General features: G+C 64.1%; 23 protein-coding genes. 14 read left to right on the top strand and 9 right to left on the bottom strand.

Annotated features, from left to right (window positions below; all coding sequences use genetic code 11):
• Positions 1-23 precede the first annotated feature (23 nt).
• Entirely contained in the window at positions 24-1,217 is a 1,194-nt protein-coding gene (locus A9762_RS02730; RefSeq protein ID WP_069340521.1) for an MFS transporter, read from the bottom strand.
• 213 nt (positions 1,218-1,430) lie between these two features.
• Between A9762_RS02730 and A9762_RS02725 the strand changes: the two genes are divergently transcribed.
• Complete coding sequence (locus A9762_RS02725; protein ID WP_069340520.1) at positions 1,431-2,342, top strand: LysR family transcriptional regulator; 912 nt, start codon at positions 1,431-1,433, stop codon at positions 2,340-2,342.
• 42 nt (positions 2,343-2,384) lie between these two features.
• On the opposite strand, the gene A9762_RS02720 is transcribed toward A9762_RS02725, so the two are convergent.
• Positions 2,385-3,764, bottom strand: a complete 1,380-nt coding sequence (locus A9762_RS02720) for an MFS transporter (protein ID WP_083253572.1) — start codon at positions 3,762-3,764, stop codon at positions 2,385-2,387.
• Positions 3,765-4,096: 332 nt separating this feature from the next.
• Here A9762_RS02720 and A9762_RS02715 point away from each other — a divergent pair, with 332 nt between their 5' ends.
• The gene (locus tag A9762_RS02715; protein WP_069340519.1) at positions 4,097-4,993 is read left to right on the top strand and encodes a LysR family transcriptional regulator; all 897 of its coding nucleotides are present in this window, start codon (positions 4,097-4,099) and stop codon (positions 4,991-4,993) included.
• 69 nt (positions 4,994-5,062) lie between these two features.
• Positions 5,063-5,446: a hypothetical protein gene (locus A9762_RS02710; RefSeq protein WP_039394469.1), complete on the top strand. Its 384-nt coding sequence runs from the start codon at positions 5,063-5,065 to the stop codon at positions 5,444-5,446.
• 71 nt (positions 5,447-5,517) lie between these two features.
• Here A9762_RS02710 and A9762_RS02705 read toward each other — a convergent pair whose 3' ends face one another.
• Positions 5,518-5,874, bottom strand: coding sequence for a DUF2288 domain-containing protein (locus tag A9762_RS02705; protein WP_069340518.1), 357 nt, complete (start codon positions 5,872-5,874; stop codon positions 5,518-5,520).
• A 152-nt stretch (positions 5,875-6,026) separates the two neighbouring features.
• On the opposite strand from A9762_RS02705, the gene A9762_RS02700 reads away from it, so the two are divergent.
• Positions 6,027-6,449, top strand: a complete 423-nt coding sequence (locus tag A9762_RS02700) for a hypothetical protein (RefSeq protein ID WP_069340517.1) — start codon at positions 6,027-6,029, stop codon at positions 6,447-6,449.
• Between the two features lie 195 nt (positions 6,450-6,644).
• Here A9762_RS02700 and pepE read toward each other — a convergent pair whose 3' ends face one another.
• Positions 6,645-7,358: a dipeptidase PepE gene (gene pepE / locus A9762_RS02695; protein ID WP_083253571.1), complete on the bottom strand. Its 714-nt coding sequence runs from the start codon at positions 7,356-7,358 to the stop codon at positions 6,645-6,647.
• Positions 7,359-7,800: 442 nt separating this feature from the next.
• Between pepE and A9762_RS02690 the strand changes: the two genes are divergently transcribed.
• Positions 7,801-9,981, top strand: a complete 2,181-nt coding sequence (locus tag A9762_RS02690; RefSeq protein ID WP_069340516.1) for a malate synthase G — start codon at positions 7,801-7,803, stop codon at positions 9,979-9,981.
• 85 nt (positions 9,982-10,066) lie between these two features.
• Here the strand turns inward: A9762_RS02690 and A9762_RS02685 are convergent, their stop codons facing one another.
• Entirely contained in the window at positions 10,067-10,744 is a 678-nt protein-coding gene (locus tag A9762_RS02685; protein WP_069340515.1) for a hypothetical protein, read from the bottom strand.
• A gap of 316 nt (positions 10,745-11,060) precedes the next feature.
• Here A9762_RS02685 and A9762_RS02680 point away from each other — a divergent pair, with 316 nt between their 5' ends.
• Complete coding sequence (locus A9762_RS02680; protein WP_069340514.1) at positions 11,061-12,347, top strand: DUF445 domain-containing protein; 1,287 nt, start codon at positions 11,061-11,063, stop codon at positions 12,345-12,347.
• A 64-nt stretch (positions 12,348-12,411) separates the two neighbouring features.
• On the opposite strand, the gene A9762_RS02675 is transcribed toward A9762_RS02680, so the two are convergent.
• Entirely contained in the window at positions 12,412-13,218 is an 807-nt protein-coding gene (locus tag A9762_RS02675) for a hypothetical protein (RefSeq protein ID WP_069340513.1), read from the bottom strand.
• Between the two features lie 454 nt (positions 13,219-13,672).
• Here A9762_RS02675 and A9762_RS02670 point away from each other — a divergent pair, with 454 nt between their 5' ends.
• Together A9762_RS02670 and A9762_RS02665 are read left to right on the top strand one after the other, a co-directional pair.
• A complete protein-coding gene (locus tag A9762_RS02670; RefSeq protein ID WP_069340512.1) occupies positions 13,673-14,803 on the top strand; it encodes a porin in 1,131 nt (376 codons plus the stop codon).
• Between the two features lie 88 nt (positions 14,804-14,891).
• Entirely contained in the window at positions 14,892-16,031 is a 1,140-nt protein-coding gene (locus A9762_RS02665; RefSeq protein ID WP_371442386.1) for a nucleoside hydrolase, read from the top strand.
• Between the two features lie 148 nt (positions 16,032-16,179).
• Here A9762_RS02665 and A9762_RS02660 read toward each other — a convergent pair whose 3' ends face one another.
• Positions 16,180-17,235, bottom strand: coding sequence for a LysR family transcriptional regulator (locus tag A9762_RS02660; protein ID WP_083253570.1), 1,056 nt, complete (start codon positions 17,233-17,235; stop codon positions 16,180-16,182).
• A 237-nt stretch (positions 17,236-17,472) separates the two neighbouring features.
• Between A9762_RS02660 and A9762_RS02655 the strand changes: the two genes are divergently transcribed.
• From A9762_RS02655 to A9762_RS02640, 4 genes are all read left to right on the top strand, one after another.
• Positions 17,473-18,852: an NCS2 family permease gene (locus A9762_RS02655; protein WP_083253569.1), complete on the top strand. Its 1,380-nt coding sequence runs from the start codon at positions 17,473-17,475 to the stop codon at positions 18,850-18,852.
• A 114-nt stretch (positions 18,853-18,966) separates the two neighbouring features.
• Positions 18,967-20,076, top strand: coding sequence for an adenosine deaminase (locus tag A9762_RS02650; RefSeq protein WP_069340511.1), 1,110 nt, complete (start codon positions 18,967-18,969; stop codon positions 20,074-20,076).
• A 211-nt stretch (positions 20,077-20,287) separates the two neighbouring features.
• Positions 20,288-20,773, top strand: coding sequence for a hypothetical protein (locus tag A9762_RS02645; RefSeq protein WP_069340510.1), 486 nt, complete (start codon positions 20,288-20,290; stop codon positions 20,771-20,773).
• A 3-nt stretch (positions 20,774-20,776) separates the two neighbouring features.
• Positions 20,777-22,192, top strand: coding sequence for a hypothetical protein (locus A9762_RS02640; RefSeq protein WP_083253568.1), 1,416 nt, complete (start codon positions 20,777-20,779; stop codon positions 22,190-22,192).
• 59 nt (positions 22,193-22,251) lie between these two features.
• On the opposite strand, the gene A9762_RS02635 is transcribed toward A9762_RS02640, so the two are convergent.
• The gene (locus tag A9762_RS02635) at positions 22,252-23,514 is read right to left on the bottom strand and encodes a hypothetical protein (RefSeq protein ID WP_139133037.1); all 1,263 of its coding nucleotides are present in this window, start codon (positions 23,512-23,514) and stop codon (positions 22,252-22,254) included.
• Positions 23,515-23,877: 363 nt separating this feature from the next.
• Complete coding sequence (locus A9762_RS02630) at positions 23,878-24,198, bottom strand: DUF4148 domain-containing protein (protein WP_069340508.1); 321 nt, start codon at positions 24,196-24,198, stop codon at positions 23,878-23,880.
• Positions 24,199-24,635: 437 nt separating this feature from the next.
• Here A9762_RS02630 and A9762_RS29285 point away from each other — a divergent pair, with 437 nt between their 5' ends.
• Complete coding sequence (locus A9762_RS29285; RefSeq protein ID WP_256388772.1) at positions 24,636-24,761, top strand: hypothetical protein; 126 nt, start codon at positions 24,636-24,638, stop codon at positions 24,759-24,761.
• Positions 24,762-24,986: 225 nt separating this feature from the next.
• Positions 24,987-25,238 carry a hypothetical protein gene (locus A9762_RS02625; protein ID WP_069340507.1) on the top strand — a complete coding sequence of 84 codons (252 nt, stop codon included), beginning with the start codon at positions 24,987-24,989 and terminating at the stop codon, positions 25,236-25,238.
• The last annotated feature ends 160 nt before the right edge of the window (positions 25,239-25,398 follow it).

Genomic DNA, 25,398 nt, shown 5'->3' with positions numbered 1-25,398 from the left:
GTCGCGTCAGGCGATCGAACGGCTTACATCGCGGGCGTCTCGCAGGTCGGCACCGGTGCACGCGCGGCGTCACGGCGATCCAGACGCAGGCTGAGCAACGCCACACCCACCCCGGCGAGCGGTACGAGCGCTGCGACCCACGGCACCGCCGTCAGCCCCGGGCCGTGGTCGATCACGAAGCCGCCAAGCCACGCGCCGATGGCATTACCGAGGTTGAACGCAGCGATATTGAAGCTCGACGCCAGACTCTCGCCCGCGCCCGACGCTTTTTCCATCACCCACAGTTGCAGCGGCGCCACCGTCGCGAAGGCCGTCGCGCCGAGCAGGGCCACGAACACGATGGCCAGCCAGTGCGAGTGCAGCGCGAACGTCATCAGACCGAGCACGACGGAAAGCGAGAGCAGGCTGCCCAGCACCGTCGGCACCACACGACGGTCGGCCAGCTTCCCGCCCAGCAGATTGCCCACGACCAGACCGCCGCCGAAGATCAGCAGAATCGGCGAGACTGCGCCTTCGGAAAAGCCCGTCACTTCCGTGAGCAGCGGCGCAATGTAAGTGAACACCCCGAACACGCCGACCCAACCCAGCACCGTGGTCAGCAAGCCCAGCAATACCGGGCGACGTGCCAGCGCGCGCAAATCGGCACGCCAGTCACCGGCGTCTTTCGGCGCGGCGATCTTCGGCACGAACGCGGCGATCACAAGGAAGGCGAGTGCGCCAATGACCGTGACAGCCCAGAAGCTGGCGCGCCAGCCGAAGTGCTGGCCCAGCCACGTACCGAACGGCACGCCGAGAATGTTGGCGACGGTCAGCCCGGTGAACATGACGGCGATGGCCGACGCACGGCGCTCGCGCGACACCAGCCCCGTAGCCACGACCGACCCGACGCCGAAGAACGTGCCGTGGGCGAACGACGTCAGCACACGTGCCGCCATCAATGCGCCGTAGCTGGGCGCAAGCGCACACGCGGCGTTACCGACGGTGAAGATCGCCATCAGCACGAGCAGCACGGTCTTGCGTGGCCAGCGGGCGGTGGCGGTCGTCATGACCGGCGCGCCGACCACAACACCCAGCGCGTAGCCCGAAATAAGCAGGCCTGCGGCTGCGATCGACACCCCGAAATCGGCGCCGACGTTGAGCAACAGCCCCATGATGACGAACTCCGTCACGCCAATGCCGAAGGCACCGGCGGTGAGAGCGTATAGCGCAATGGGCACGGAAAGACTCCTGTCTGAAATAAAGGATGGCTGCGCCGCCAGCGCGCGAAGCATCGCGCATCACGGGCGGCAGCGAACCGATGTGCGGAATATAGACGCCCTCACATTGATGAAATAGACTGCGCGAAGGAAAATCATTTGTGACTTCACGGCACAAATTGATGCAAGCACCGACGCAAGTGCGCTCACGCACAGAGGACGAGGAAACTTCCGATGGGTCGACAGGACGTCAACCGCTCAGGCGACATGGAAGTCTTCGCGCGTGTGGTGGAATTGGGCGGCTTTTCTGCCGCAGCGCGGGCGTTGCACATGACCCCGTCGGCAGTCAGCAAGCTGGTGGCACGGCTCGAAGCGCGTCTGGGCGCGCGTCTGTTCAACCGGTCCACGCGACGCCTGCAACTCACCCCTGAGGGCACCGCGTTTCACGAGCGAGCGCTGCGCGTGCTGGCGGATATCGACGCCGCCGAGCGTGAAGCCGCTGCCGGGGCGGTGCCGCGCGGTCTGTTGCGGGTCAATTCGAGCGTACCCATCGGCACGCTCTATCTGCTGCCGGTCATTCCGGCGTTTCTGGCGAAATACCCTGAAATCCGGCTTGATCTCACGCTCACGGACACCGTCGTCGACCTGCTCTCGCAACGCGCCGACGTCGCCGTGCGCGCCGGACCGCTGCGCGACTCCCGGCTCGTCGCCCGCAAGCTCGGTGAAAGCCGCGTGCACGTCGTGGCGTCGCCCGGTTATCTGAGCCGTAGCGCACCGCTGCGAACCCCCGAGGACCTGATTCGTCACAACGTCATGGCGTTCAATTTCGAGCGTCACATCGAGGGGTTGCCGTTTCGCGACGGCGCAGGCGGTGTCACGTTGTACCCGCCTGCCGGCAATCTGCTCGTGAGCGACGGTGAAACCATGCGCAAGCTCGCGCTTCAGGGCGTTGGCGTGGCGCGCCATTCGCGTTATCACGTCGACGCCGATCTGCGCGACGGCCGCCTCGTCACCGTGCTCGAAGACTACAACCCCGGCGATCTCGAGCCGGTACACGCCGTCTATGTCGGACAGGGCGGTCACTTGCCCGCGCGCGTTCGCGCGTTTCTCGATTTCCTCGTGGACAACGTGCACCTGCCCTGTTGAGACAACGCCGCCGTTGGTCGACGCCAACCAGCGGCGGGGCACTCAGGCGGGCTTACGCTCGCGATGCGACCAGACGAAGAGCGGCCAGGCCAGCGCGGCGCAAATCAGACCGCCCGCCCAGACGAGCCCCCATCCGCCAATCGAGAGCAGCACCGGAATCGACAGCGGCGTGAGGAACATCGTCATGAAGACGCCGGTGTTGCCGATGCCCAGCGCCGTCCCGGCACGGGATGCGCCGGCCAGCGTCGCCAGCTCCGTGAAGGCGACGCCATGCCATGCCGACGCCACCACGCCGCCCGCAATCAGCAGCGCGATCATCAACGGCGTGCCGTGCGCCAGCCAGTCCTGACGCATCGAAAGCAGCGCCACGAGCAACCCCAGCATCGCGAACACAACGCCCACAGCCACCGTACACGCACGCAGATAGGCGGGACGATTGCGACGCTTGTCGGTGAAGCGTCCGCTCCATACGCGAGTGATCGCGGCGCCCGTCTGCACCGCCCCGAGCGTGAGCGAGATGGTCAGCACGTTCACGTGGGCAAAGTCATGGAGAAACACCGTCCCGAACGTCACCACGGCGACCTGCGGCATGCACAGCACGGCCATGCCCAGCGCAGTGCTCAGCAGACGGGCGTCGCGCAGGGGCGAGTAGTTGGCGGCGCGATGCGTGCCTGAGGTGCCCGCTGCCGTGCCGACGGCTCGCACCGTCTCATGCGGCTCCTCCGGCGGTTCGAGCAACCAAAGCCATGCCATTCCCGCCGCTGCAACGCAGGCGACGGCAAGCCCGACGAACACCGCGCCGAAGCCAAAGTGCAACGCCGTCCCCGGCAGGATCAGCGCGCCGATGCCGCTCCCCATGGGCACGGCGCACTGCCTCACGCTCATCGCCAGTCCGCGCTCGCTGTCGTGGAACCAGCGCATGACGGCGCGCCCGCTCGACCCGTTCACGCTACCGCCGAGCACCCCGATGGCCAGCATGCCGGCCGCGAGCGTCGGCATCGACGGGATGAAATGCGCCGTCGGCACACCCCACAGGCCGAGTCCCAGCAGCGCCGCCGCCGTCACCAGCAATCCGACGAGTAATACCCGCCGATCGCCCCAGCGGTCGGTCAGCATGCCCCACGGCAGTTCGGAGACGGCGATCCCGAGGCCGATCATGCCCAGCACGAGGCCGAGATCGCCGGTCGCCAGCGCGTAATCGCTTCGCATCTGCACGGCGGTGGCGGGAATGCCGCCCATGGCGGCCGCGAAACTGCCATTGGCCGCGACGCCCACGCCGAGCACCTTCCAGCGATGGTTACGTCCGAGGCCCTGGCTGACGTGCGGAGGGTGAGTGATAGCTTCCGGGGCCGCAGCCGCGGGACGGAGGTTCGCCGCTGCGTTTGCCGACGCGGCGGGCGCAGTACATAGACGTTCGTTCATGTGTGACACGGTGCGCGGCGGTGAAGTCGCGACTCAGGAGGAGGAAGTCAGCGGCATCCCCGTCACACCTATGCATGGAATCGGGACGCCATGCTCCGCATCGTACGGAGGTACAATCCATCGGAAAAGCGGGAAAACTCGATGACTTATATCGTGTTTTCCGGATTAACTCAGGAGGGCATGAATCGTCGCGCTTCGCCCCTCGGCCTGCGCGCGATCCGTTGGGGACGACACCGCCCACGCGGGCGTCCCCGATGTCATGTCCGGCACCGGTTTTCCCGGCACCCCGGCGTCCCGCCTGAGCGTCGATGCCCTATTTCCAGAGAGCCGCCATGAATGCCCGCGCCTTCGATCTGACGCAGTTACGCACGTTTATCGCCATTCACGATGCCGGCAGCATTTCAGCAGCGGCAGAGCAGATCTACCTGTCCCAGTCGACCGTGAGCGAGCAACTCAAGAAGCTTGAGGAGCGGGCCGGGCAACCGTTGCTGGTGCGCTCGCGCAAGGGCATGCGTCCGACCCCTGCGGGCACGCGACTGGTGGGCTATGCGCGTCAGATCGCGGCGCTGTCCGAAGCGGCGTTCGAAGACCTTCAGGGCGTGTTGCTCGACGGCGAATTGCGCATCGCCATCACCGACTACTACCGTCCGCACGACGTTGGCCGCGTACTCAAGCGCTTCACGAATCTCTACCCACGTTTGCGGCTCCACGTCAGCGCGATGCAAAGCTCGCAGATCGAGCGCACCGCGCTGACCGGGGAGCATTTCGACGTGGGGCTGGCGTTGCGTCTGCTCAATGAGGATGTGAGTCAGGGTGACGACGTCACGGGCGACGCGGCAACGTCGGCCACGCTGGTGCGACGCGAGCGTCTCGTGTGGGCCATGTCGTCGACACTGGCCCAGCCGGTCGACGCGCCGCTTCCGCTGGTGACGCTGCCGCGCCCCTGTGCGCTGCAAACGCTCGTCGTCAACGTGCTGGAGCGGCACAAGGTGGCGTATCGCGTTTCGCACTCGGCGGCGGGCGTGGCCGGCATGCAGTTGGCGCTCGGCGCGGGTCTGGGCATCTCGTGTCTGAACGAATCGGCACTCACGCCGGATCTGATCGTGTGCCCGCCGTCGCTCGGCCTGCCACCGCTGCCGCGCGCGGAATTCCACCTGCTACCGGGGCGCGCCGACGAAACCGACCTGATCCGTCATGCGCGCAACGCGCTGCTGCGGCTCTTCGCGTGATACCTTTGCCGCTAATCTCATCCCCCAATTTCATCCCCCTTTTAAAGTCCGCTAAATGCGGGTGCCGTCATGCCGGAAGCCACACCTAATCAACCGATTCGTCTGAATTTCAACACCCGCCGCGCGCTGCTGTTCGCGCTGACGGCCGAACGCTTGTCGGCGTTCTACGAGCATGGGCAATGGATGACGGACAAGCAGGGGGCCACGCTGGCCCAGATGTGGCTGTCGCGCTCGAAGCTGCAACTGCCGCTCGACGAGCGGCGTCTGCTTTCGTCGCTGAGCGACGACTTCGCGCGCGAGCTGGCCGGTACGCTCTCGCGTGAAGCCGGCCTGTACACCGCACATGAAATGACGGAATCGCTCGACGCGGACTACGCCTACGCGTCGGTCGTGGCGCAGGATCTGCTGGAGGATTGCACGCGACGCCTCGTCGAGGCGGGCATCACCGAGTAAAACGGCGCCGATGGATACGCCGCGCGGACGCATCACGACGAGGCATCGCGCGCTTGCCGCGTCTGGAAGCGTCAGGCGGCGATGCCCCGCTCTTGCACGAGCACCCACGGCGCCACGACGACGGCCCACAATTCCGGCGTACGTGCGGCGAAATCGGCGGCTTGTTCGGCTTGCATGCGCTGCACCATGCCGGACGTCAGCCATTGCGTGACGGTGGTCTTGTCGTCATTGGCGACGGCTTCGGCGACCGAGACCAGATCGACGCCGGGCGAGACGAACAGCAGGACACCGCGCGCGAAGAACGACTCCAGATCCTTCCAGTCGATCTTGGCGGTTTCGCCGAGCAGGCGCAGGTAGACATCGCTGGCCTGTGCGGTTTGATCGGTGTTGGCGGGCGTGGCGGAATCGGTGGGTTTGGAAGAATCCATGACGGCGGGCTTCGGGACGAAACAAAAACCCGCATTGTAATGCGCCCCCGGCGAGCGCGACGGTGGTAGCATCGGAACCCCGCGTGTGGGCCGATGTCGCAGTGACATGGCACGGCCGCCGCGAGGTGGCTAACGTTTTACCGAGGAACCGCATGTCCAAACAAAAAACCGACCCCAAGCTGGAACAGGCCCTGACGCGCGGCGATCTCGCCATGCGCCAGATCAACTCCGCCCGAGCGACAGCGCTGCTGCGTGCACTTGGCGAGATGATCGTGGCGGCGTCGGCGACGATCGGCGTCGAGGCGGTGGTAGACGTGCCGAACGGCGACAAGGTCTACGATCCGGAAGACGGCGTGTGGCCGCAGGCGCTCGTGCTGTCGTTCGACGGCCCCATCGAAGACGCGGAAGAGGAAGAGTTGCGCACCGTGCAACTGATCGCGGACAAGCATCCCGAGACGTTCCAGGTCGTGTGGCATCGCGCCGACGGCAAGATGGGTCGCCACGAAGCGCGTCCGCTCGCGATGGTCGCCTTCCTGACCGACGTCGAAGTGCCCTGGCTCGACGACGACGCCTGATCGCACGACACCGATGACGTCCCCTAGACGCAGGGCGGCATAATGGCCGCACCTCGCGTCACGGACGCGTGCCCGGACAAACAAAACCGCCGCCCGAGGTTCACCCCCGGGCGGCGGTTTTCGTTTGTTGCCGGATCGCAGTTGCGAACGGCACCCCGGAGCCATCCGTCATGCACAACGCCACTTCACAACAACTCAAATCGATGCCAACGCGAACGTGCTACCTGTCGCGATCTTGTCGACGGCGCCGCCTTGCTTGAAGTGCAGGGCGTCGAACTCGCCGAGCACCGTCGCGCTATCGCCATGCACGTGTAATGCCACGCCCTCGGGAATCGCGACGACACCTTCGTCCGGATTGATCGCCAGATACTCCGCCAGACGCTCCTCACGCGACTCGCCGTTGTGACCCGCCGGCTTGCCGCTGATGAAGTGCGGGTTCACCTGAAACGGCACCACGCCCAAGGCCTTGAGCGTCGGCGGCTCGACGATCGGCATGTCGTTGGTCGTGCGGATGGTCGGGCACACGACGTTCGCCCCGGCACTCCAGCCCACATACGGCATGCCCGCGTTCAAACGCTCACGCAGCAATCCCACAATGCCCGCGTTGTACATACGATCGAGCAGCACGAACGTATTGCCGCCGCCAATCACCACAGCTTCCGCCTGCTCGACGGCCGCACGCGCGTCCTGGTAGCGATGGATGGATTCCAGCTCATAGCCGAATCGCTCGAAGGACGGCTTCACACGCGACTCATACTCGTCGAAGCTAAAGGTGATACCGCCCGCATAGGGCACGAACAGCACGCGCTTCGCGCGGCCCTTGAGCACCGCATTCACCTGATCCTCGGCATGTTCCAGATAGGCCGATTGACCCTTGCGGGAACTGCTCATCATCAAGATCTGTTTCACGACGCTTGCCTCCTTGGGCGGATGGTCTTGGGGGGAGTGCGCACTCGGCGAAAGCATCGAGTGTACCCGTCGCAGGAACGGACAAAATCCCGCCGCCCACACCCGCCCCGAACGTCCTCATTCGATCGCCCGCATTTCTCATAAAGTGAAACGCCATACCGAATGCTGCAACTGCACACGAAAAATTGACGACCGGGCGCAAAGCCTTGCCGCGTCGATGTCATACGCAAACCCTTATGCCACCTATAAGCTGCGGTGGTGCCGGGACTCGAAATACCGGGTTTCCGAGTGACCGGAGAAGGATTACACTCAGACTCTTATATAAGACTGCCCCTTAACGTCTGTCCTCCTGACGATCGGTCCGTCGCGAAATGCGTCGGACACCCGGCAAGAAGGCGGACGGAGTCGCGTCAACCTGGTTTTCAAACTCGAGTACAGCATCATGACTTCCACTTCCCAGCGTGGCGGCCTGACGGTCGCAGACAATCTGATCGCGTTCATCGAAAAGGAAGCCCTGCCGGGCACCGGCGTCGATGTCGACGCGTTCTGGAAAGGCTTCGACGCCATCGTCCACGACCTCGCCCCGAAGAACCGCGCCCTGCTCGCCGAGCGTGACCGTCTGCAAGGCGAACTCGACAACTGGCACCGCGCCAACCCGGGCCCGATTGCCGACGCTGCCGCCTACCGCGCCTTCCTCGAAAAGGTCGGCTATCTCCTGCCGGCACCGGCCAGCGTGAAGGCCACCACGGCAGACGTCGATTACGAAATCGCCGAGCAGGCCGGCCCGCAGCTGGTCGTGCCCCTGTCGAACGCCCGCTATGCCCTGAATGCCGCCAACGCGCGCTGGGGCAGTCTGTACGACGCCCTCTACGGCACCGACGCGATCCCCGAGACCGGCGGCGCAGAGAAGGGCACCGGCTACAACCCGAAGCGCGGCGAACTCGTGATCGCCTTCGCGCGCGGGTTCCTCGACCAGGCAGCACCGCTGGCAGAAGGCTCGCATAAGGACGCCACCGGCTACAGCGTCGAGAACGGCAAGCTCGTCGTCACGACGACGAACGGCAAGACGGGTCTCGCCACGCCGGCCCTGTTCGTCGGCTTCCAGGGCGACGCCGCCGCGCCCACGGCCGTGCTGCTCAAGCACAACGGCCTGCATTTCGAAATTCAGTTCGACGCCAGCCATCCGATCGGCAAGACCGACGCCGCCCATATCAAGGACGTGCTCGTCGAAGCCGCCGTCACGACCATCATCGACTGCGAAGACTCGGTCGCGGCCGTTGACGCCCACGACAAGGTCGAGCTGTATCGCAACTGGCTGGGCCTGATGCAAGGCACGCTGACCGAAGAGGTCGCGAAGGGCGGCAAGACCTTCACGCGCCGTCTGAGCGCCGATCGCGAATACACCGGCGCCGACGGCAAGCCCGTGAAGCTGCACGGCCGCTCGCTGCTGTTCATTCGCAACGTCGGTCACCTGATGACCAACCCGGCGATCACCGACCGCGAAGGCCGCGAGATTCCGGAAGGCATTCTCGACGGCGTGGTCACCGTGCTCGCCTCGCTGCACGACCGCAAGCATCGTCTGAATTCGCGCACGGGCTCGATCTACATCGTCAAGCCGAAGATGCACGGCCCGGCCGAAGTGGCCTTCGCCGACGAACTGTTCGGCCGTATCGAAGACCTGTACGCCCTGCCGCGCAACACGCTCAAGATGGGCATCATGGACGAGGAGCGCCGCACCAGCGTCAACCTCTCGGCCTGTATCGCAGCAGCAGCCGCGCGCGTGGCGTTCATCAACACGGGCTTCCTCGACCGCACGGGCGACGAAATGCACACGGCGATGGAAGCCGGTCCGATGATGCGCAAGGGCGACATGAAGTCCTCCGCCTGGATCACGGCCTACGAGAAGAGCAACGTGCTCGTGGGTCTCGCCGCGGGCCTGCGTGGCCGCGCGCAGATCGGCAAGGGCATGTGGGCCATGCCGGACCTGATGCACGCGATGCTGGAACAAAAGATCGCACATCCGAAGGCCGGCGCGAACACCGCATGGGTGCCGTCGCCGACCGCCGCCACGCTGCACGCGCTGCACTATCACGTTGTCGACGTGCAGGCCGTTCAGCAGGAGCTCGAAAAGATCGATTACGCGAAGGAGCGCGATGCGCTGCTCGCCGGTCTGCTGACGGTGCCGGTCGTGGCGAAGGCCGAATGGAGCGCCGACGATATCCGCAAGGAAATCGAAAACAACGCGCAGGGCATTCTGGGTTACGTCGTGCGCTGGATCGATCAGGGCGTGGGCTGCTCGAAGGTGCCGGACATCAACGACATCGGCCTGATGGAAGACCGCGCCACGCTGCGTATTTCGAGCCAGCATCTGGCGAACTGGCTGCGCCACGGTGTGATCACGCGCGAACAGGTCGAAGAGACGATGAAGCGCATGGCCGCCGTGGTCGACAAGCAGAACGCCGGTGACAAGCATTACGTGCCGATGGCGCCGAACTTCGAGACCTCGCTGGCATTCAAGGCCGCCAGCGCACTGGTGTTCGAAGGGCTGACGCAACCGAATGGCTACACCGAACCGCTGCTGCATAAGTACCGTCTGGAACTGAAGGCGAAGCAACGCGGTTGATGGACGAAGCCGATCCCGTCGTGCAGCACGGCAGGATCGGCGCACGCAACACGGCGCCCGGCGGCTCTCCACCGCCGGGCGTTTTTTATCGACCGTCAATCACCTTGAACCCCTGCTGCCGCATGGTATCGACCGTGCGCTCGTAGAATCTGCGTTCGTCGGCGTCCGCCGGCGGGTGATCTTTGAAGACTTTGACCTCATACCCGGCATTCTTGACGTCGCCCGCCAGCATGGAGACCCCCGAGTCCGCACCGAAACACAGCAGGCTGCCTCCGCAGCCACCGGGGCGATTGGCGATCTCCAGTGCGTAGAGAAAGAGGTTTTTGCCCGACTGCGGCATGACCAGCCTGCGCGCATATTTGTCGCGGCTCCATTCGCCGTCCCTCGTATCGACCACGAAGGTGTGATGACACGGTGAGTTGAACTCATCGTCTTCCGCAACGATACATCCCGTGCTCATCCCGAGATCTCTGGCGATGTCGTAGACCACGCCGATATTCTCGGTGGTCCCCCGGCTGACAACGACGATCTGCTGCCCATGCTGGCTATCGCGCTGCGCCTCCAACTCCCGTCGCATCGACTGCTTCAATCCTTGAGTATCCGCGTACGAGCTCCAGTGAAAGCCCTGAACCACAATGAGATGCGTACCGCAGAGCATGCGAATGAATTCGCGTTCGTAATCAGCGTCGGTTTTCCGACCCGCTGGCGCCGGTGCCGACAACGTCAAAGGCGGCGATACCGATTGTTGACCGATGGGATCCATAAGGCGACTCCTTTCAAGAGTTACGAAGGTCATCCAGAAGGCAGCCCGACACGACGGGTGTCAGTTGACGAGACCGCCCGGTGCGCGAAGGCGTTGGACAAGAGCGATCACGATCATCGCGCGGGCCCAGTGTGAGCGCGTACGCATTGCAAGGCCTTTCAATAATGGCTCCGCGCCGTGTCCGTACTCGCCCAACGCCTGAAGACGAAAGCGATCGATGGTCGGTGAGCCGAACGCGTCTCGTCGGGACTTATCACCGATCGGCTGACGGGGTAACCTGTCAGGCGTCTTCGTTTTTGAGAGGAACCGTCTGCGCATGGATGTCATCGATCCCGCCATCGCCCTGCAACACGCCGAACGGCGCGCACTCTTGTTGCTTCTCGTCGCGCTGGCGATCTTCATCGCCACGCTCTTCATGCCGGTGCATTTCCTCACCGGATGGATTCGTGCGGCGGCCGAAGCGGCCATGGTCGGCGGGCTCGCGGACTGGTTCGCGGTCGAAGCGCTGTTCCGGCGCATTCCGATCCCCGGCCTCTCGCGACACACGAACATCCTCATCCGCAAGAAAGACGCCCTCGGCGACGGCCTCGCCCGCTTCGTGCGCGAGAAGTTTCTCGATACGCCGTCGGTGGTGCGTCTCATCGAACAGCAAAATCCGGCGGATGCCCTCACACGCTGGCTCGGGTCGTACGAGAACACGCGTCAGTTGAGCGCCGTGCTCGTGAAAGTCACGAGCGGTGTGCTCGACGTGATGGATGAGCGCAACGTGCAGGCCTTCATTCGCCGCGCACTCGACACGATGATCGACCGGCTCGATCTGTCTCAGTCGGCCGCAGCGATTCTTGACACGCTCACGCGCGATGGACGCCATCAGGCCCTGCTCGACGAGACGCTCGACTATCTCGTCGAGTTGCTCAACGAACCGCAGACGCGCGAGTTCATCTCGGCACGCATCGTCGAATGGCTCAAGGCCGATCATCCGAAGAAGGAAAAGGTGTTGCCCTCGGAATGGATCGGCAACAAGGGCTCCGACATGATCTCGGCGGCCGTCACGCGCTTGCTCGCGCAGATGGAGGCGGACGAGTCGCATCAGTTGCGTCAGGCCTTCGATCGCGCGGTTGCAGGGTTGATCGAGCGGCTGAAGCACGATGCCGACTTTCAGGCGAAGCTCGACGGCTTCAAGGCAAAGTTGAAGGGCGACACCGCGCTGAACGCCTACGTGGGCGGTCTGTGGAACGAATGGCGCAGTTGGGTGAAGCGGGATCTGGCACGCGACGACTCGGTGATCGGCGCGAAGATCACGGGGGCGGCGGCGTGGATCGGGCAGGAACTCGCACGCAGCGAGTCGTTACGAAAGGCGCTCGACGCGCAACTCCGAGATGCGGCTGAGCGCATGGCCCCGGGCTTCGCCGACTTCGTGACGGAACACATCCGCGCAACGGTGCATGGCTGGAACGCGGAGCATCTGTCACGGCAGATTCGACTCAGCGTGGGACAAGACCTGCAATACATCCGCATCAACGGCACGCTCGTGGGCGGATTGATCGGCGCCGTGCTGTATCTGGTGGCGCAGGCGCCGGTGTTGCTCGCGCGCGCCGGTTAGCAATAGCGGCGCCCGCTGTCTTCTGCACGCCATGGCCACACGGGCGCCGTACAGTCACACTCCCTTAACTCGTCATTCGCCATTTGTTCCTGGCGCCGTCCCCAAGAAAATCGCGGATCTTTCCCATCCAGCGAGCGTCGTTCTGAGGAAAGTGGGACGCGATGTCAGGCGCCGTGTCGTAGAAGCATTTCGGATCTGTCGAGGTGTGCTCGCCCTGATATCCGTTGACATGCGCATGCGCCATCGTCTGGATATGCGTGTACTGCAAGAATTGCTCCACCAGCGCGTCTCGTTTGTCCGGCGCCATGAATTTCGTCTCGACGAACACGGAATGATCGCCATGCCATGCCTCAGCGATGGACGTCATGGCATCTCCACCGCCGTACGCCAGCAGCGCCCCCCAGCCAAAGTGCAATGTCTGCATCGTGCCAAATACGTCGCGCTTACCTTCCGGCGTTTGCGTCGGCGCGCCAGCCTCCTTGCTCTCGATGACAATTTCCTGGTCCCAGCATGGTGTCTCCGGCCGAGGATCGGCACTCTCATAGATCGCTACCGTTCCGATGCCCAGGTTATTCGCGACCCTGAGCGCCTCGCGGCCGATGTTGTCGCCGGTGGGATTCGCCGCAATCGTAAAAGTCCCGCGCTGCTCCCGGAGTCTCGCAAAATCGGCCTGCATGGCGTGGATAAAATTCCATCGAGTGTATCCATGGGCCTGCGGCCATTCACCCACGACCGCCACGGAAGGTCCCAACAAAAGAACGTCCAGCAAACGATCATTCAATTCACGATCCGTTCGGACGAGATCCGCCGGCGACGACGACGCGTCCGCGGGCCTCATGCTAGCTATGTTGCCGACTTGACCAATTTCCATGGAAATTCTCCTGACGGGATGGGAGGAGGAAAGCGACGTTCCGGCGCTTTCAAAATGCGGAATCGAGGTGCAGGCCCCGGTAGATACGCGACGTGTTTCATCCTGCGTTACGGTACAAACATAGAAAATGATTCGGCGGGCGCTTTGCAGAATTCGCTCATGCAACGCTCGATGGCAAACGCGAAGTGCCAAGCTGGGCAAGACGGTGCCCCCGTATTCGCTCATGCAGCACCTGCCCGCTCGGCCCACTGTCGGCCACACGCAACGCTTGAGGCATCACCTCGCATTGGGGCATCCCCCCAGTCCCCATGCGCCCTTCGGGCTTATATCGATTAAATTTATCGATATATAAAAAATCAAAATTATATTTATACAAGCCCCTTCCCTATAGTTCGGTCCGAACCGCGCCAACTCTCGCAAGCGCGCGGACAGACCTTAGAGAAAGCCACACCTCATGAAGACCACGATTCTGGCCCGTCTGGGCCTTGCCGGCTTTGCCGCAGCAATGGGACTCGGCGCGAGCGCCGCACACGCACAGAGCAACGTCACGATTTACGGCCTGATCTCGGGCGGCGTGGGTTACGTGAGTAATCAGGGCGGCAGCAAGACGTGGCAGGCACTCTCGGGCACCAACCAGAATCCGCGTTGGGGTTTCCGTGGTTCGGAAGACCTCGGTAACGGCACCAAGGCCATCTTCACGCTCGAAGCCGGCTTCAACATCGTGAACGGCACGGGCGCCCAGAACGGTCGCGCCTTCGGTCGCCAGTCGTTCGTCGGCCTGACGAACAACACCTGGGGCACCTTCACGCTGGGTCGTCAGTACGACACCATTCACGATTACGTCGGCCCGATCATCATTTCGAGCAACGGCGTGAACATCGGCGACAACGACAACGGATACAACGACATCCGTATGCAGAACTCGGTGAAGTGGGTCAGCCCGACCGTCGGCGGCTTCCACGGCACGGCGCAGTACGGCTTCTCGAACTCGGCCACCGGCTTCCGCAACAACAACGCCTATAGCTTCGGCCTCGGCTACAAGTACGGCAACTTCGACTGGAACGCCGCCTACGCGCAGTACAACAACCCGTTCAGCGGCACCAACAACGACGGCGCCATCGCCAACGATTACGCCAGCCCGCTGCTGATCTTCTCGAAGAGCGCCACGCGTGCCAACGTCTTCGCGAGCCAGCAACGCATCTTCGCCACGGGCGGCTTTTACCGCTGGGGCCCGGCGCTCATCGGCGCCATGTTCTCGGACGTGAACTACACGTACCTCGACAACTCGCACCTGCATCTCCAGAACTACAACCTGACGCTGAACTACAACATCACGCCGGCGCTCGTGCTCGGCGCTGCATACGGCTTCACGGCAGGCAAGTACGACGTGATCAACACGCGTCCGCAATGGCATCAGGTCAACCTGCAAGCCGACTACTGGCTGTCCAAGCGTACGGACGTCGCCCTCACGCTGAACGCCCAACAAGCCGCCGGTGACGCAAAATATGCGCAACTGTTCGGCTACGCCGCATCGAGCACCAAGCGCCAGATGGCCGTGACGCTCGGCATGCGTCACACGTTCTGATAGCGGCAGACGACAACCAACGACACGTCGCGGGTAAGCCCCGCGACGTCTCCACCAGCAAGACGATCAGTTCGACCCCATGACGACAATGAACGAACGGAACCCCACGCCCGACCTCGCCGCTACGCTCGATCACGACAACGCTCGCCATCGCAGCCGTCGCAGCTTCCTGCGCACGTCGCTCGCGGCATCGTTCGCCACACTCGGCGCGACCGGCGCCGGCACGGCGCTGGCGAAGATGACGTCGACCGAAGGCGCGTCGCCGCTCACCGCAGAAGGCTCGCCGCGCCGTACCGTCATCATCGACTGCGACCCGGGTCAGGACGACGCCATCGCGATCCTCTTCGCCCTCGGCGCACGCGAACAGATCGACCTCAAGGCGCTCACCGTCGTGGGCGGCAACGTGCCGCTGGCCCTCACCGAACGCAACGCCCGTATCGTGCGCGACTGGGCCGACAAGACCCGTGCGCTGCCGGTCTACGCCGGCTGCCCGAAGCCCCTCATGCGCGATCTGGTCACGGCCGCGAACGTCATGGGACGCTCGGGACTGGACGGCGTGGAACTGCACGAGCCGCGCGGCCCGCTGGAAAAGCCGCACGCCGTGACGTACCTCATCGACACGCTGCGCGCCGCCGCACCGGGCAGCATCACGCTCGTGGGCATCGGTCCGCTCACCAACATCGCCACCGCGTTGACGGCCGCCCCCGAGGGCGCCAAGGCCATTCGCGAGATCGTGGTGATGGGCGGCGCCTGGTTCGAGCGTGGCAACTACACGCCGGCCGCCGAGTTCAATATCTTCGTAGACCCTGAAGCCGCGAGCATCGTGCTCGGTGCGGGCGTGCCCGTGACCGTGGTGCCGCGCGACGTCAGCCTGAAGGCGCTCATCACGCCGGAACGCATCGTGCCGTTCCGCGCGCTGAAGAACCGCTGCGGCCCCATCGTCGCCGACATTCTCGCGGCGGAAGTGGCGTATCAGAAGCGTCGCCGTGGTGTGGAAGAAGCCCCGATGTACGACCCGTGCACCATCGGCTATCTGCTCGACCCGACGATGTACGGCGGCCGTCGTGTGAACGTGGCCGTGGAGACGACGGGCCAGCTCACGCTGGGTGAGACGGTGGTGGACTGGAACGGCCGCACGAAGCGCGCCGCGAATGCGATGTGGCTCACCGACATCGACGCCGACCGCTTCTACGACATGCTGCTGGAGCGCATTGCACGTCTGCCGTAATCACGCGCAGCGACACGCGGGGCAGCGTATCAAGGAAGGACAACGCGGTGGTCGGCAACGGCCACCGCGTTTTGCATGACGGGCTGGGACGTCAACGCCGCGGGCGACCGCGAACGGCAACGAACGATTGACCTCGTCGGGGAAGACATCACGTCGCGAGATGCGTCGCGATCCAGTCCCGGCACGCGCTCACTTGCGGGCCGCGCTCCTTGCCGACGAGCGACATCAGCGCCACGGTGCGGGTCACGCGCGGGGCGACGACGTCGAGCGCGACGAGCGCCGGATCGTGCAGATGCAGCGTGTAGAGCCGGGGCAGGATCGCAAGCGCGAGGCCGCTGCGCACCAGTGCGTAAAGCGGCTCGGTGTACTCCATGCGGTACTTCGGTTCGAGCCGCAGATTTTGCGAGCCGCCCGTGCGTTGCAGCGAATCGCTGACGTTGCCGCGCACGAACACGGCGAGATCCCGCTCCGTCAGTTGGGCCCAGTTGACGGCCCCCGCCGAGGCGAGCGGATCGTCATGCCGGGCGACGAGCACGATTTCGTCGTCGAACAGATCGTCGCAGCGAAAGCCTTCGGTATTTGCGGCATGACCGGCTTCGTCGGCCTCGTCGCGAATCCCGACGCCGAGGTCGATTTCGCCTCGGGCGAGCGCCGCGACCAGTTCGCTGTTCGGCAAGTCGGAGAGCGCGAACCGCACGTTCGGATGCGCCTCGCGCAGGCTGCCGAGCACCGGCAGCAACCGGGCGGCGACGGACGGAATGAAGCCGATGCGCACCGTCTGCGCTTGCAGCGTGAAGGTGCTCGTCATGTCGTCGAACGTGCCGCGTGCCGCGTTGAGCAGACGTTCCGCGAGCGGCAGGATGGTCGTGCCGGCATCGGTCAGCGTCAAACGGTGTGCGGAGCGCTCGAACAGGCGTCCGCCCAGCAGGAACTCGATCTGACGAATGGCGGCGGTGAGCGCCGGTTGCGTGACCGAGAGCGCCTGCGCCGCCTGCGTGAAGCTGCGCGAATGCGCGAGCGCTACGAAGTACTGGACCTGCCGCAGCGTCAGCGCGGGTAGGGGAGCGATCGGCGGCGGCACTGCCTGCGCCGAAGCAGCGGGCGCGGAGGAGGCGGAAGCGGCAGGCGCCTCCGCAGCCTTGGCGGCAGACGTCGCACCGGCCTTGGCCGCAGCGTTCTCGGTACGACGGGACGAAGTCGCCATGGCGCGCTCCTGAAGTTGCGTCTCGGGTTGTATCGTCGTCTGCCGTTTTGGCGCACGCAGGGCACGCAACGTGACGGCAGGACAACAGTATCGCGACGTTGCAGGACACCGGATCGCCCGGGAATCCATGCGCGCCGTGAAGAATAGATTCGAATTATCGAATCATAAGTAATTTCATTTTTTATTTATAGTCGGGCGCACGTAAAGTGCCACGCAAAGACCTTCTATCCTTGGCTTATGCAGACCTCTTCTCCTGAGCGCAACACGGCACACGCGGCCCCCGCAACGCAGGCAGCGCCTTCGGGCGGCTGGCTGGACCGCCGCTTCGCCATCAGCCGCCGCGGCTCCAGCGTGCGCACGGAAGTGCTCGCCGGCATCACGACGTTCCTCGCCGCCGCCTACCTGATGGTCGTCATCCCGTCGCTGCTCGCCACGGGCGGCATGGACCGTGGCGCGGCCACCACGGCAGTCATGCTGGTGTTCGTGCTGTTCTCCCTGCTCATGGGCTTCTACGCGAACCTGCCGTTCGTCGTCGGCCCCGGCATCGGCGGCTCGGTCATCGTGGGCGTCACGCTCGCCGCGACCGAACACGTGGCCTGGCAGACGGGCATCGCCATCGCGTTCCTCTCCGGCGTGCTGTTCCTGCTGCTGACCCTGATCGGTGCGCGCAGTGTGGTGGCGCGTCTGATTCCGACGGCCATCAAGCTCGGTCTCGGCGCCTCCATCGGGCTGTTCATCGCGGTGCTCGGCGTGCGCAACGCCGGTATGGTCATCGCCAACGCCAAGACGAATGCCTTCGCGCTGGGCGACTTCAGCAAGCCGGGCACGATCGTCGCACTGATCGGCCTGGGCGCCGCCGTGCTGCTGCAGGGCCGCAAGGTGCCGGGCGCGATCCTCTGGTCGATCCTGATCGCCGCGCTCGCCGGCGTGCCGCTCGGTGTCACGAAGGTGCCCGAATCGTTCATCTCGCTGCCGCACAGCATCGCACCGGTGGCGTTCCAGCTCGATCTCAAGAGCGCCCTGACGATCTCGGCGCTGCCGTATCTGTTCGCGTTCTTCGCAGCGGAATTCTTCTCCACGCTCGGCACGACGCTCGCCGTCGGCGGCAAGGCCGGTCTGCTCGACGAGCACGGCAACATGGAGAACATCAACCGTCCGTTCCTCGTGGACTCCATCGCCGCAACCGGCGGCGCGTTGCTGGGCATTCCCGCCCTGACCGCGCTGGTCGAGTCGGCAGCGGGCGTGGAAGCGGGTGGCCGTACCGGCCTCACGTCGGTGGCGGCCGCCGTGATGTTCGCGCTGGTGTGCTTCTTCGTGCCGGTGGCGCTCGCCATTCCGAAGGAAGCCACGGCCCCCGCGCTGATCCTGATCGGCCTGTCGATGTTCAGCACGATCCGTCATGTGCCGTTCGACGACTTCAGCGACGCATTCCCGGTGCTCGCGATGGTCCTGCTCACGCTGCTCTCGAACAGCTTCGGCACCGGTATCGCGGGCGGTCTGCTGTGCTACGTGCTGGTCAAGGCGCTCATGGGCCGCTTCAAGGAACTGCCGTGGGGCCTGTATGTGCTGGCGCTGCCGCTGGCCTATTACTTCTGGACGGTCGTGGGGCGTCACTGACCGACTGCCGGACATTGCCGGATCTCAGGGACGACGAACCGCGGACGAGTGTCGAAGACCCGATCCCGCACCGACGTCCCCGCTTCACCGATGCCATCAACAACATCAGACGTTATGACAGAGACACCGGGCCACGTGCCCGCCGCACGCACCGGCGTGCAGATTCAGGAGGCGCATCGCACGTTCTTCCATGCGATGCCGAAAGTCGAACTGCATTGCCATTTGCTGGGCGCGGTGCGTCACGACACGTTCGTGGCACTCGCCGAGAAGTCGAACGCGCCGCTCGAACGCGCCGAGATCGACGCCTTTTACACCCGTGGCGAAAAGCCCATCGGCGTGCTGCGCGTGTTGCGCGCGCTCGACGAGTATCTGCTGACGTCGCCGGACGATCTGCACCGCATCGCCTACGAGTATCTGGCGGACGCCGCCGCGCATAACGTGCGCTACAGCGAGTTCTTCTGGAACCCGACCGGCACCGTGCGCACGTCCGGCATTCCCTACGCGAGCGCGCAAGACGGCATCGTCGCGGCGATTCGCGACGCCGAGCGCGATCACGGCATCGTCGGCCGCCTCATCCCGAGCATCGACCGCGAAGCCGATGCCCGCGAAGCCGTCGAAATGGTCGAGTGGATGCGCACGCATCGCGCCGACGAAGTGATCGGTATCGGTATCGACTATCGCGAGAACGACCGGCCGCCGGAACTCTTCTGGAAGGCCTATCGCAATGCGCGTCTTGCCGGTTTCAAGACGACGGCGCATGCCGGCGAATTCGGCACGCCGTGGACGAACGTCGAGACGGCCGTGGAGTTGCTCAAGTGCGATCGTATCGACCATGGCTACACCATCGTCGACGCGCCGGATTTCGCGCGCGAGTGTGCCGAGCGCGGCATCGTCTTCACGATCGTGCCGACGAATTCGTACTACCTGCGCACGCTGACACCGGAGCGCTGGGCCGAAGATCACCCGATCCGGCGCATGCCGGGCCTCGGCCTGAAGGTGCATCCGAATACCGACGATCCGACGCTGCACAAGGTCAATCCGGCGCAGGCGTGGGAGTTGATGTACAGCCACTTCGGCTTCTCGCTCGACGACCTGCGCGGCTTCATGCACAACGGGCTCGACGGTGCGTGGATCGACGACAGCACGCGTCAGGACTGGCGTGGCCGTTTCGCAGCGGACTTCGACACGGCACGCAACGTGCTCAACGATTCGCTCACGGCCTGATACCGCCGCCAACCGCTTTTCCTTGGTCTCACCCGACCTTCAGCCGCCTTCGGGCGGCTTTTTTTTCGACACGATTTGCGTGAATTCCACAGCCGGGAAATATCGGCGGCATTGCGCATGATTCACCCCAAAACCCCGAGCTTGTCTATTCGCGGTGACAGTCACCCGATAACATGCGCCGCTCTTATCGCAACGAGCCGACGAGCGCGCCATGCCACACACTTCTCACACGACGCACGACGATGCGGCGCCTGCTAATGCATCGGCGTCGCCCTCGTCACCGGGGACACTGCCGCACCGTCGGCTGAACGACTTTCTCGACGTGCTGGGTCGACGCTTCGGTCTGTCCGGTCTGCAATCGCGCGACGTTCCCGGCGCCGGCGTGACGTTGGAGAACGGCGACATGGCCTACTTCCGATCCAACGGCACGCTCGACACGTTCGATCTCTATTTCCGCATCGACGTCCCCCCGTCGATGTCGGGTCGTGCCGATCTGATTCCATCGATAACGAGACATTGCTTTTCAGGAGACGAGCCCCTTGCGCTGCTTTCCGTTCAGGCGCCGGAGGGCATTCTGTTGTTCGGGTGCAGGGATATCGAATATGGCGCAACGCCTGACGCCTCGACGCGTCGACTCGATGCCTGCTTCTCCGACTACACCACATTGATCGGTTTTTTGAGAAACGAGGTTCATTGATTCATGTTGTTGACAGTGCAGTCCGACATTTCACGCGTCCGCTCGGCGGACAACCTGCTGGAACTGGCGATGGGCGCCCGCTTCCTGAGCCGGGCGAGCGTGGCGAGCGAATTCGACAACCGTACGCTGGAGCAGCACGTGCAGATGGCGCCGGAGCGGCCCATTCCTGCGTTGCGCATGCACGCAGGCCTGCGAGCCCGTACCGATTCGCTGGAATCGTTGCCGGACAGCAAGACGTTCGAGGGGTATCGCAACACCGAGGCCGGCCGCAATCTGTTCGATTGCGAGCCGTACTATCCCAAGGCTGCCGCGCGCGTGGAGTTCGAGCGCAAGCTGGGTCAGGCGTTGTGCGACGAACCACAGATCCGCGATATCGCGCGACGCATTCGCGAGCTGACCGGCACGCCCATGCGTTTCGACGATTTCGGTGAGACCGCGCAGGCCAAGATTCTCGGTGAGCGGGTGGGCATCGGTGGCGCGGACGAATGCGTGAGATCCGAGAACACGCTCGATGCCCACGTGCTGGCCACGCTGATCAAGGCCGAGGCGCCGCACTACGACGATCCGGTCGCACCCAACCCCAAGCGCCGCCGCAATATGTTCAACGCGGCGCCGCATCCCGAAAATCCCATGCATCCGTGGAATCTTCGCGAGTTCGACGTTCCGATCGCCGAGATCAAGTCACCCAAGCAGATGCCGAACCGCATCCGGCAAGTCATGCAGACGCGCTGGGACGCCCTACGCAACGGAGCGGGCAGCGAGACCACGTTCGCCGCGCTTGTCGAGGATGCGGGTGTGGCGCGTGTTTATCGTGACGCCGGGTTCGCCGCAACCGGCGACGCCGTCGCGTACATGTTCCAGTGCACGCCCGACGAGCGCTCCCGGCTTTTGCACGATCTGCTCAATATCACGTGGAGTACGGCGAAATACACCGGAGACGAAGCCAACGGCCGCGATCTGAGTCCGATCGGGTCGGACGTGCGTCAGCATCGCACCGGGGATCGCTCGAACATGGTCAGGACCTCGGATCGCAACGATCCGCAGATCGCGAAATTCGCGCTCGGGGCCATCGTGCACGACAAGCCGGTCATCTCGGGGCCGAGCGGACATACGCTGCGTTATCTGAACCACTACGCGCAGTGCCGTGAGATGGCGGCTTACGCGGGCGATGTCTCCGACTGGCCATCGCTTGCCGAAGCGCGCATGGTGATGATGGCGAACCTGATGCCGCCCAAGAACCACCACTCGTATCACGAGATCATGGCCGCCTCGATTGGCGTAACGGACGGCAGCGAGATGCTGCATTACCGTGATCGGGCCACCTACGCCGATCTGAACGACACGCCGCTCGGCGCGGCGATGCTCGACCGTCTGAAGGAAGATGCGCGGCGGACTTCCGTGACGAATAGCGCCGCCTGAGTCAGGGTTGGGGCGACCGTCGTCGATGCGCATGCATGCGTCGCCCGTTCGTCACGTGCTCATCCTTGAGACTCGTCGCCCGAACTCTCGCTCTCGGTATCGAGCGAATAATCCAGCACGACTGGTGTCCCATACGCTCGCAGCAAATGCGGCGCGTGCACAAAGCGCTCGGCAATCGTTTTCGCCCGCTGTGCGGCTTCGGCGGGTGTCCCCGCTAGCGTGGCCTGCGCAATGTGCTGGACTTCGTTAGCGAACGCCATCCCGATACGCCGGCTGCTGCGGTGAAGCACGAATCGCGCGTTGGCCGGATCGAACAGACCGCCCTGGGTGCGGCTCTCGGCCTCCACTTCGGCACACGCCGCGCACGGCACGAAGCGGCCCGCCATCGGCACCACGATCAGCGCATCGGGACAGAGATGCAGACGCGTTACCGCGTCGCGATGCCAGCGCTCGGCGTTCTCGGCAATGGCCGACTCGATACACTGCTCGGCGTGCATCGTTTCCGTCACGCCGGTCGGTAACGCCGGGAGCTTCGGTGTGTCGCGCATAGGCGTGTGCACCACGACTTCGGCGAATTGCGGGGACTCGCTGGCGGCATCCCGAAGCACGTTGCGCAGTGTCGCGAAGGCATCGTCGAGTTGACGAAGCGCGCTGTGCAGACCGGTCGTGCCATCCGCCGGCAAGCCAGTTCCCTGCTTCACTTCAGCACGCGCCGCCGCGCGCATGCGGTCAAACCCCTGCCCCTGCACATACCGATGCCTGAGCTTGGCGATATCTCGCACGCGTCGGGACATCACCATCGCGAGCCAGTTGCGCTCGTCGCCCGGGGCAACGCGGCGCGGCGCGCCCGACATCAGCGCATCGTCGGTCAGCGCGAGATGCAATGCGTCGCAAATGCGGTCCGCATGGAAATTCGACGCGATGTGCAGACGTCCGCCAAAGACACTCACCTGAACTTCCAGCGGGTCGACGTGCAGACGTTCGCGCATCGTCATGTTCACGGCAATGGCGATGTGTCGCAATGACTGTGCAACGCGGTCGAAGCCGAGATAGCGCTTGGGACGCGGAGGCGCGATGGGCTGCCGCGGGATCTGGGCCGCTTCGTCGGGTGTCAGGCAGTAGTACCTCGCGTTCGGGGGCACAGGTGCGGGCTGCGCGACTTGTCGCGAGATGTCGACCTCAGGCGCTCGCGCCTCGTGCACCGCACGTGAACGGGCTCCCGTCAGGGCGAACGCAAAGGCGTGCGCGGTGCGCTCACTTTTTTCCGGAACGCTATAGCGACGGGTGCGGGAGAGACGGCAAACGTCATGCGGCAACGACATGCACGAATGGATATTGGGCATTGGGGACAGGGGGCCGAGGTATTGGGGGGTGTCGGGCGGCCAATGCTGTCGTCCCTGTCGTCCGCTGATTGCCGGTGTGCAGAGGCGGTATGGCCGGTGTTGCGCCCGAGTCGGCGCGTCGCACGCTCAAGAGGCTGCGAATTCTATGAGCCCGTTTCCGGCAACGCTTCTGTATTTCGATGTGCGACTGTGGCGCGGCGTCCCCTTCATGGGCGCACGATAGGGGACACCCATGAAAAAAGCCGCCAACCCTTTCAGGCTGGCGGCTTGGCATCGCTTGGGGTCGATGCGTGGGTGCTGCGGTACTGCTGTACTACCGGGGGGTGCGGCAAACCGTGTCGATTACGAACGGCTGTCTTGTGCGAACACGTTGCGATCGCTCAGTTGGGCGCGCACGTCAGCGCGGGTCAGCGGCGCGGCTTGCGCTTCGACTTGCGCCTGGGCTTGTGCTGCCGTGACCAGCGGTGCGCCGGTTTCGGTCTGGTTCAGTTGACCGCTAGCGGCGGCTTGCACCAGCTCGGCACGCACTTCGGCGCGGCTGACCTGGCTTTGCGTGGCGGCCTGGATGTCGGGGGTGTTGTCGTTGTAACGGGCATCGGCGAAAGCGGAAGCCGAAACGAACGAAGCGGCGGCGACAACGGCGGCAAGGATACGGGTGTTCATGGTGAGACTCCTGTCAATTAGATAGATAACTTCGGGTTGAGCTAGCGTTCGGGGCATCATCAGCGTCGAGGCCGGGGGGCACTTCGTTTTGCTGCGTTGCGGTGTCCGTCGCGTTGGCATGAGTGAATCTTAGGGAAAACCCGTGGTTTTTTCGCAACTGAACGTCTACGAAATGCAACCGATCGTCCGATTCGAAAAATCTATTGAAAATCAGGTATTTAGTGCCGTTAAACCGAATGTACGGCGCGCATTCGGGGCATTTTTGGACGGTTTTGGCGGGGCATGACGCTATGCGCAACAGCGTCTTTGACCGAATGGGGTTTATCGCGAAGTGCGTCAGCAGTAGAGTGACAACATGATGAAGTCAACCGACATCGTGGCTCGCAGGGTGCGCCGCACCGCGGACGATGCCGGTAGTAAGTCACAGGAGCATTACCATGGCTGCCCTCGGTTCTTTCCTTTTACTGGCGAGCGCATCGTTGCTCACCGCGTCGTATCTGCGCAGCCGCACCGCTCGTTCGCGCCGTCAGCAGGAAGCTCGCGTGCGCGTGAAGTCTCGCTGAGCGTCGTCAGACGCCACAAAGGCATCAAGTCACGACACGGCGGATCGCCGGCGTCGGTCGAATCGCTCGTCTAGCACGACGAATCGACGAAAACATCGTTGGATTATTTCGTTTTCAGCAATGCGTCCTTATCAAGGAACGCGTTTTTCTCCTGGTTTCGCGAGCGTAGATTGGCGGCAATGACGGCGCCCATCGTGGACGTCTCGCCAGACAGGAGAAATGAAAATGAAACACGCTCTGATCGCTTCGACTTTTGCCGCCGCATTGCTGAGTGCAGGTGCCATGACCGGCGCGAACGCTGCCGAGAATACGCAACCGGCCGCCGACGCTCAGCAAGTCCAGACGCAAGCACAAACGCAAGTGCAGGTTCAGGCACAACCGGGTCCGGTGGCCGCCCAGCAGGGTTCGGTCGTCTCGCCCGTGTACGAAGTCCCGGGCCGCGTGAATCGCGCCGGTTCGATCTACTTCGGCCAGTAAGCCAGCAAGCCCTGACGCCGCCGGTCACACTGCGCGCGGCGTAAAAAAACGGCAAGCCGGGGAGCCATCCACCGGCCTGCCGTGTTCCCGTTCCCGGGATCTCACCCCCAACGTGATCTTTCCCTTCGGCGGCTTTCCGTCGCTTCGGGCACGTCCTGCG

This window comes from Pandoraea sp. ISTKB, assembly GCF_001721285.1.
Lineage (GTDB): Bacteria > Pseudomonadota > Gammaproteobacteria > Burkholderiales > Burkholderiaceae > Pandoraea > Pandoraea capi.
This window is presented reverse-complemented; position numbering and strand designations above follow the sequence as displayed.

Excerpts from the sequence above, each read along its gene's own strand:
- A9762_RS02725 (WP_069340520.1), top strand. The coding sequence starts at position 1,431 with ATGGGTCGACAGGACGTCAACCGCTCAGGCGACATGGAAGTCTTCGCG.
- A9762_RS02720 (WP_083253572.1), bottom strand. The coding sequence starts at position 3,764 with ATGAACGAACGTCTATGTACTGCGCCCGCCGCGTCGGCAAACGCAGCG.
- A9762_RS02715 (WP_069340519.1), top strand. The coding sequence starts at position 4,097 with ATGAATGCCCGCGCCTTCGATCTGACGCAGTTACGCACGTTTATCGCC.
- A9762_RS02710 (WP_039394469.1), top strand. The coding sequence starts at position 5,063 with ATGCCGGAAGCCACACCTAATCAACCGATTCGTCTGAATTTCAACACC.
- A9762_RS02705 (WP_069340518.1), bottom strand. The coding sequence starts at position 5,874 with ATGGATTCTTCCAAACCCACCGATTCCGCCACGCCCGCCAACACCGAT.
- A9762_RS02700 (WP_069340517.1), top strand. The coding sequence starts at position 6,027 with ATGTCCAAACAAAAAACCGACCCCAAGCTGGAACAGGCCCTGACGCGC.
- A9762_RS02690 (WP_069340516.1), top strand. The coding sequence starts at position 7,801 with ATGACTTCCACTTCCCAGCGTGGCGGCCTGACGGTCGCAGACAATCTG.
- A9762_RS02685 (WP_069340515.1), bottom strand. The coding sequence starts at position 10,744 with ATGGATCCCATCGGTCAACAATCGGTATCGCCGCCTTTGACGTTGTCG.
- A9762_RS02680 (WP_069340514.1), top strand. The coding sequence starts at position 11,061 with ATGGATGTCATCGATCCCGCCATCGCCCTGCAACACGCCGAACGGCGC.
- A9762_RS02675 (WP_069340513.1), bottom strand. The coding sequence starts at position 13,218 with ATGGAAATTGGTCAAGTCGGCAACATAGCTAGCATGAGGCCCGCGGAC.
- A9762_RS02670 (WP_069340512.1), top strand. The coding sequence starts at position 13,673 with ATGAAGACCACGATTCTGGCCCGTCTGGGCCTTGCCGGCTTTGCCGCA.
- A9762_RS02665 (WP_371442386.1), top strand. The coding sequence starts at position 14,892 with ATGAACGAACGGAACCCCACGCCCGACCTCGCCGCTACGCTCGATCAC.
- A9762_RS02660 (WP_083253570.1), bottom strand. The coding sequence starts at position 17,235 with ATGGCGACTTCGTCCCGTCGTACCGAGAACGCTGCGGCCAAGGCCGGT.
- A9762_RS02655 (WP_083253569.1), top strand. The coding sequence starts at position 17,473 with ATGCAGACCTCTTCTCCTGAGCGCAACACGGCACACGCGGCCCCCGCA.
- A9762_RS02650 (WP_069340511.1), top strand. The coding sequence starts at position 18,967 with ATGACAGAGACACCGGGCCACGTGCCCGCCGCACGCACCGGCGTGCAG.
- A9762_RS02645 (WP_069340510.1), top strand. The coding sequence starts at position 20,288 with ATGCCACACACTTCTCACACGACGCACGACGATGCGGCGCCTGCTAAT.
- A9762_RS02640 (WP_083253568.1), top strand. The coding sequence starts at position 20,777 with ATGTTGTTGACAGTGCAGTCCGACATTTCACGCGTCCGCTCGGCGGAC.
- A9762_RS02635 (WP_139133037.1), bottom strand. The coding sequence starts at position 23,514 with ATGTCGTTGCCGCATGACGTTTGCCGTCTCTCCCGCACCCGTCGCTAT.
- A9762_RS02630 (WP_069340508.1), bottom strand. The coding sequence starts at position 24,198 with ATGAACACCCGTATCCTTGCCGCCGTTGTCGCCGCCGCTTCGTTCGTT.
- A9762_RS29285 (WP_256388772.1), top strand. The coding sequence starts at position 24,636 with ATGGCTGCCCTCGGTTCTTTCCTTTTACTGGCGAGCGCATCGTTGCTC.
- A9762_RS02625 (WP_069340507.1), top strand. The coding sequence starts at position 24,987 with ATGAAACACGCTCTGATCGCTTCGACTTTTGCCGCCGCATTGCTGAGT.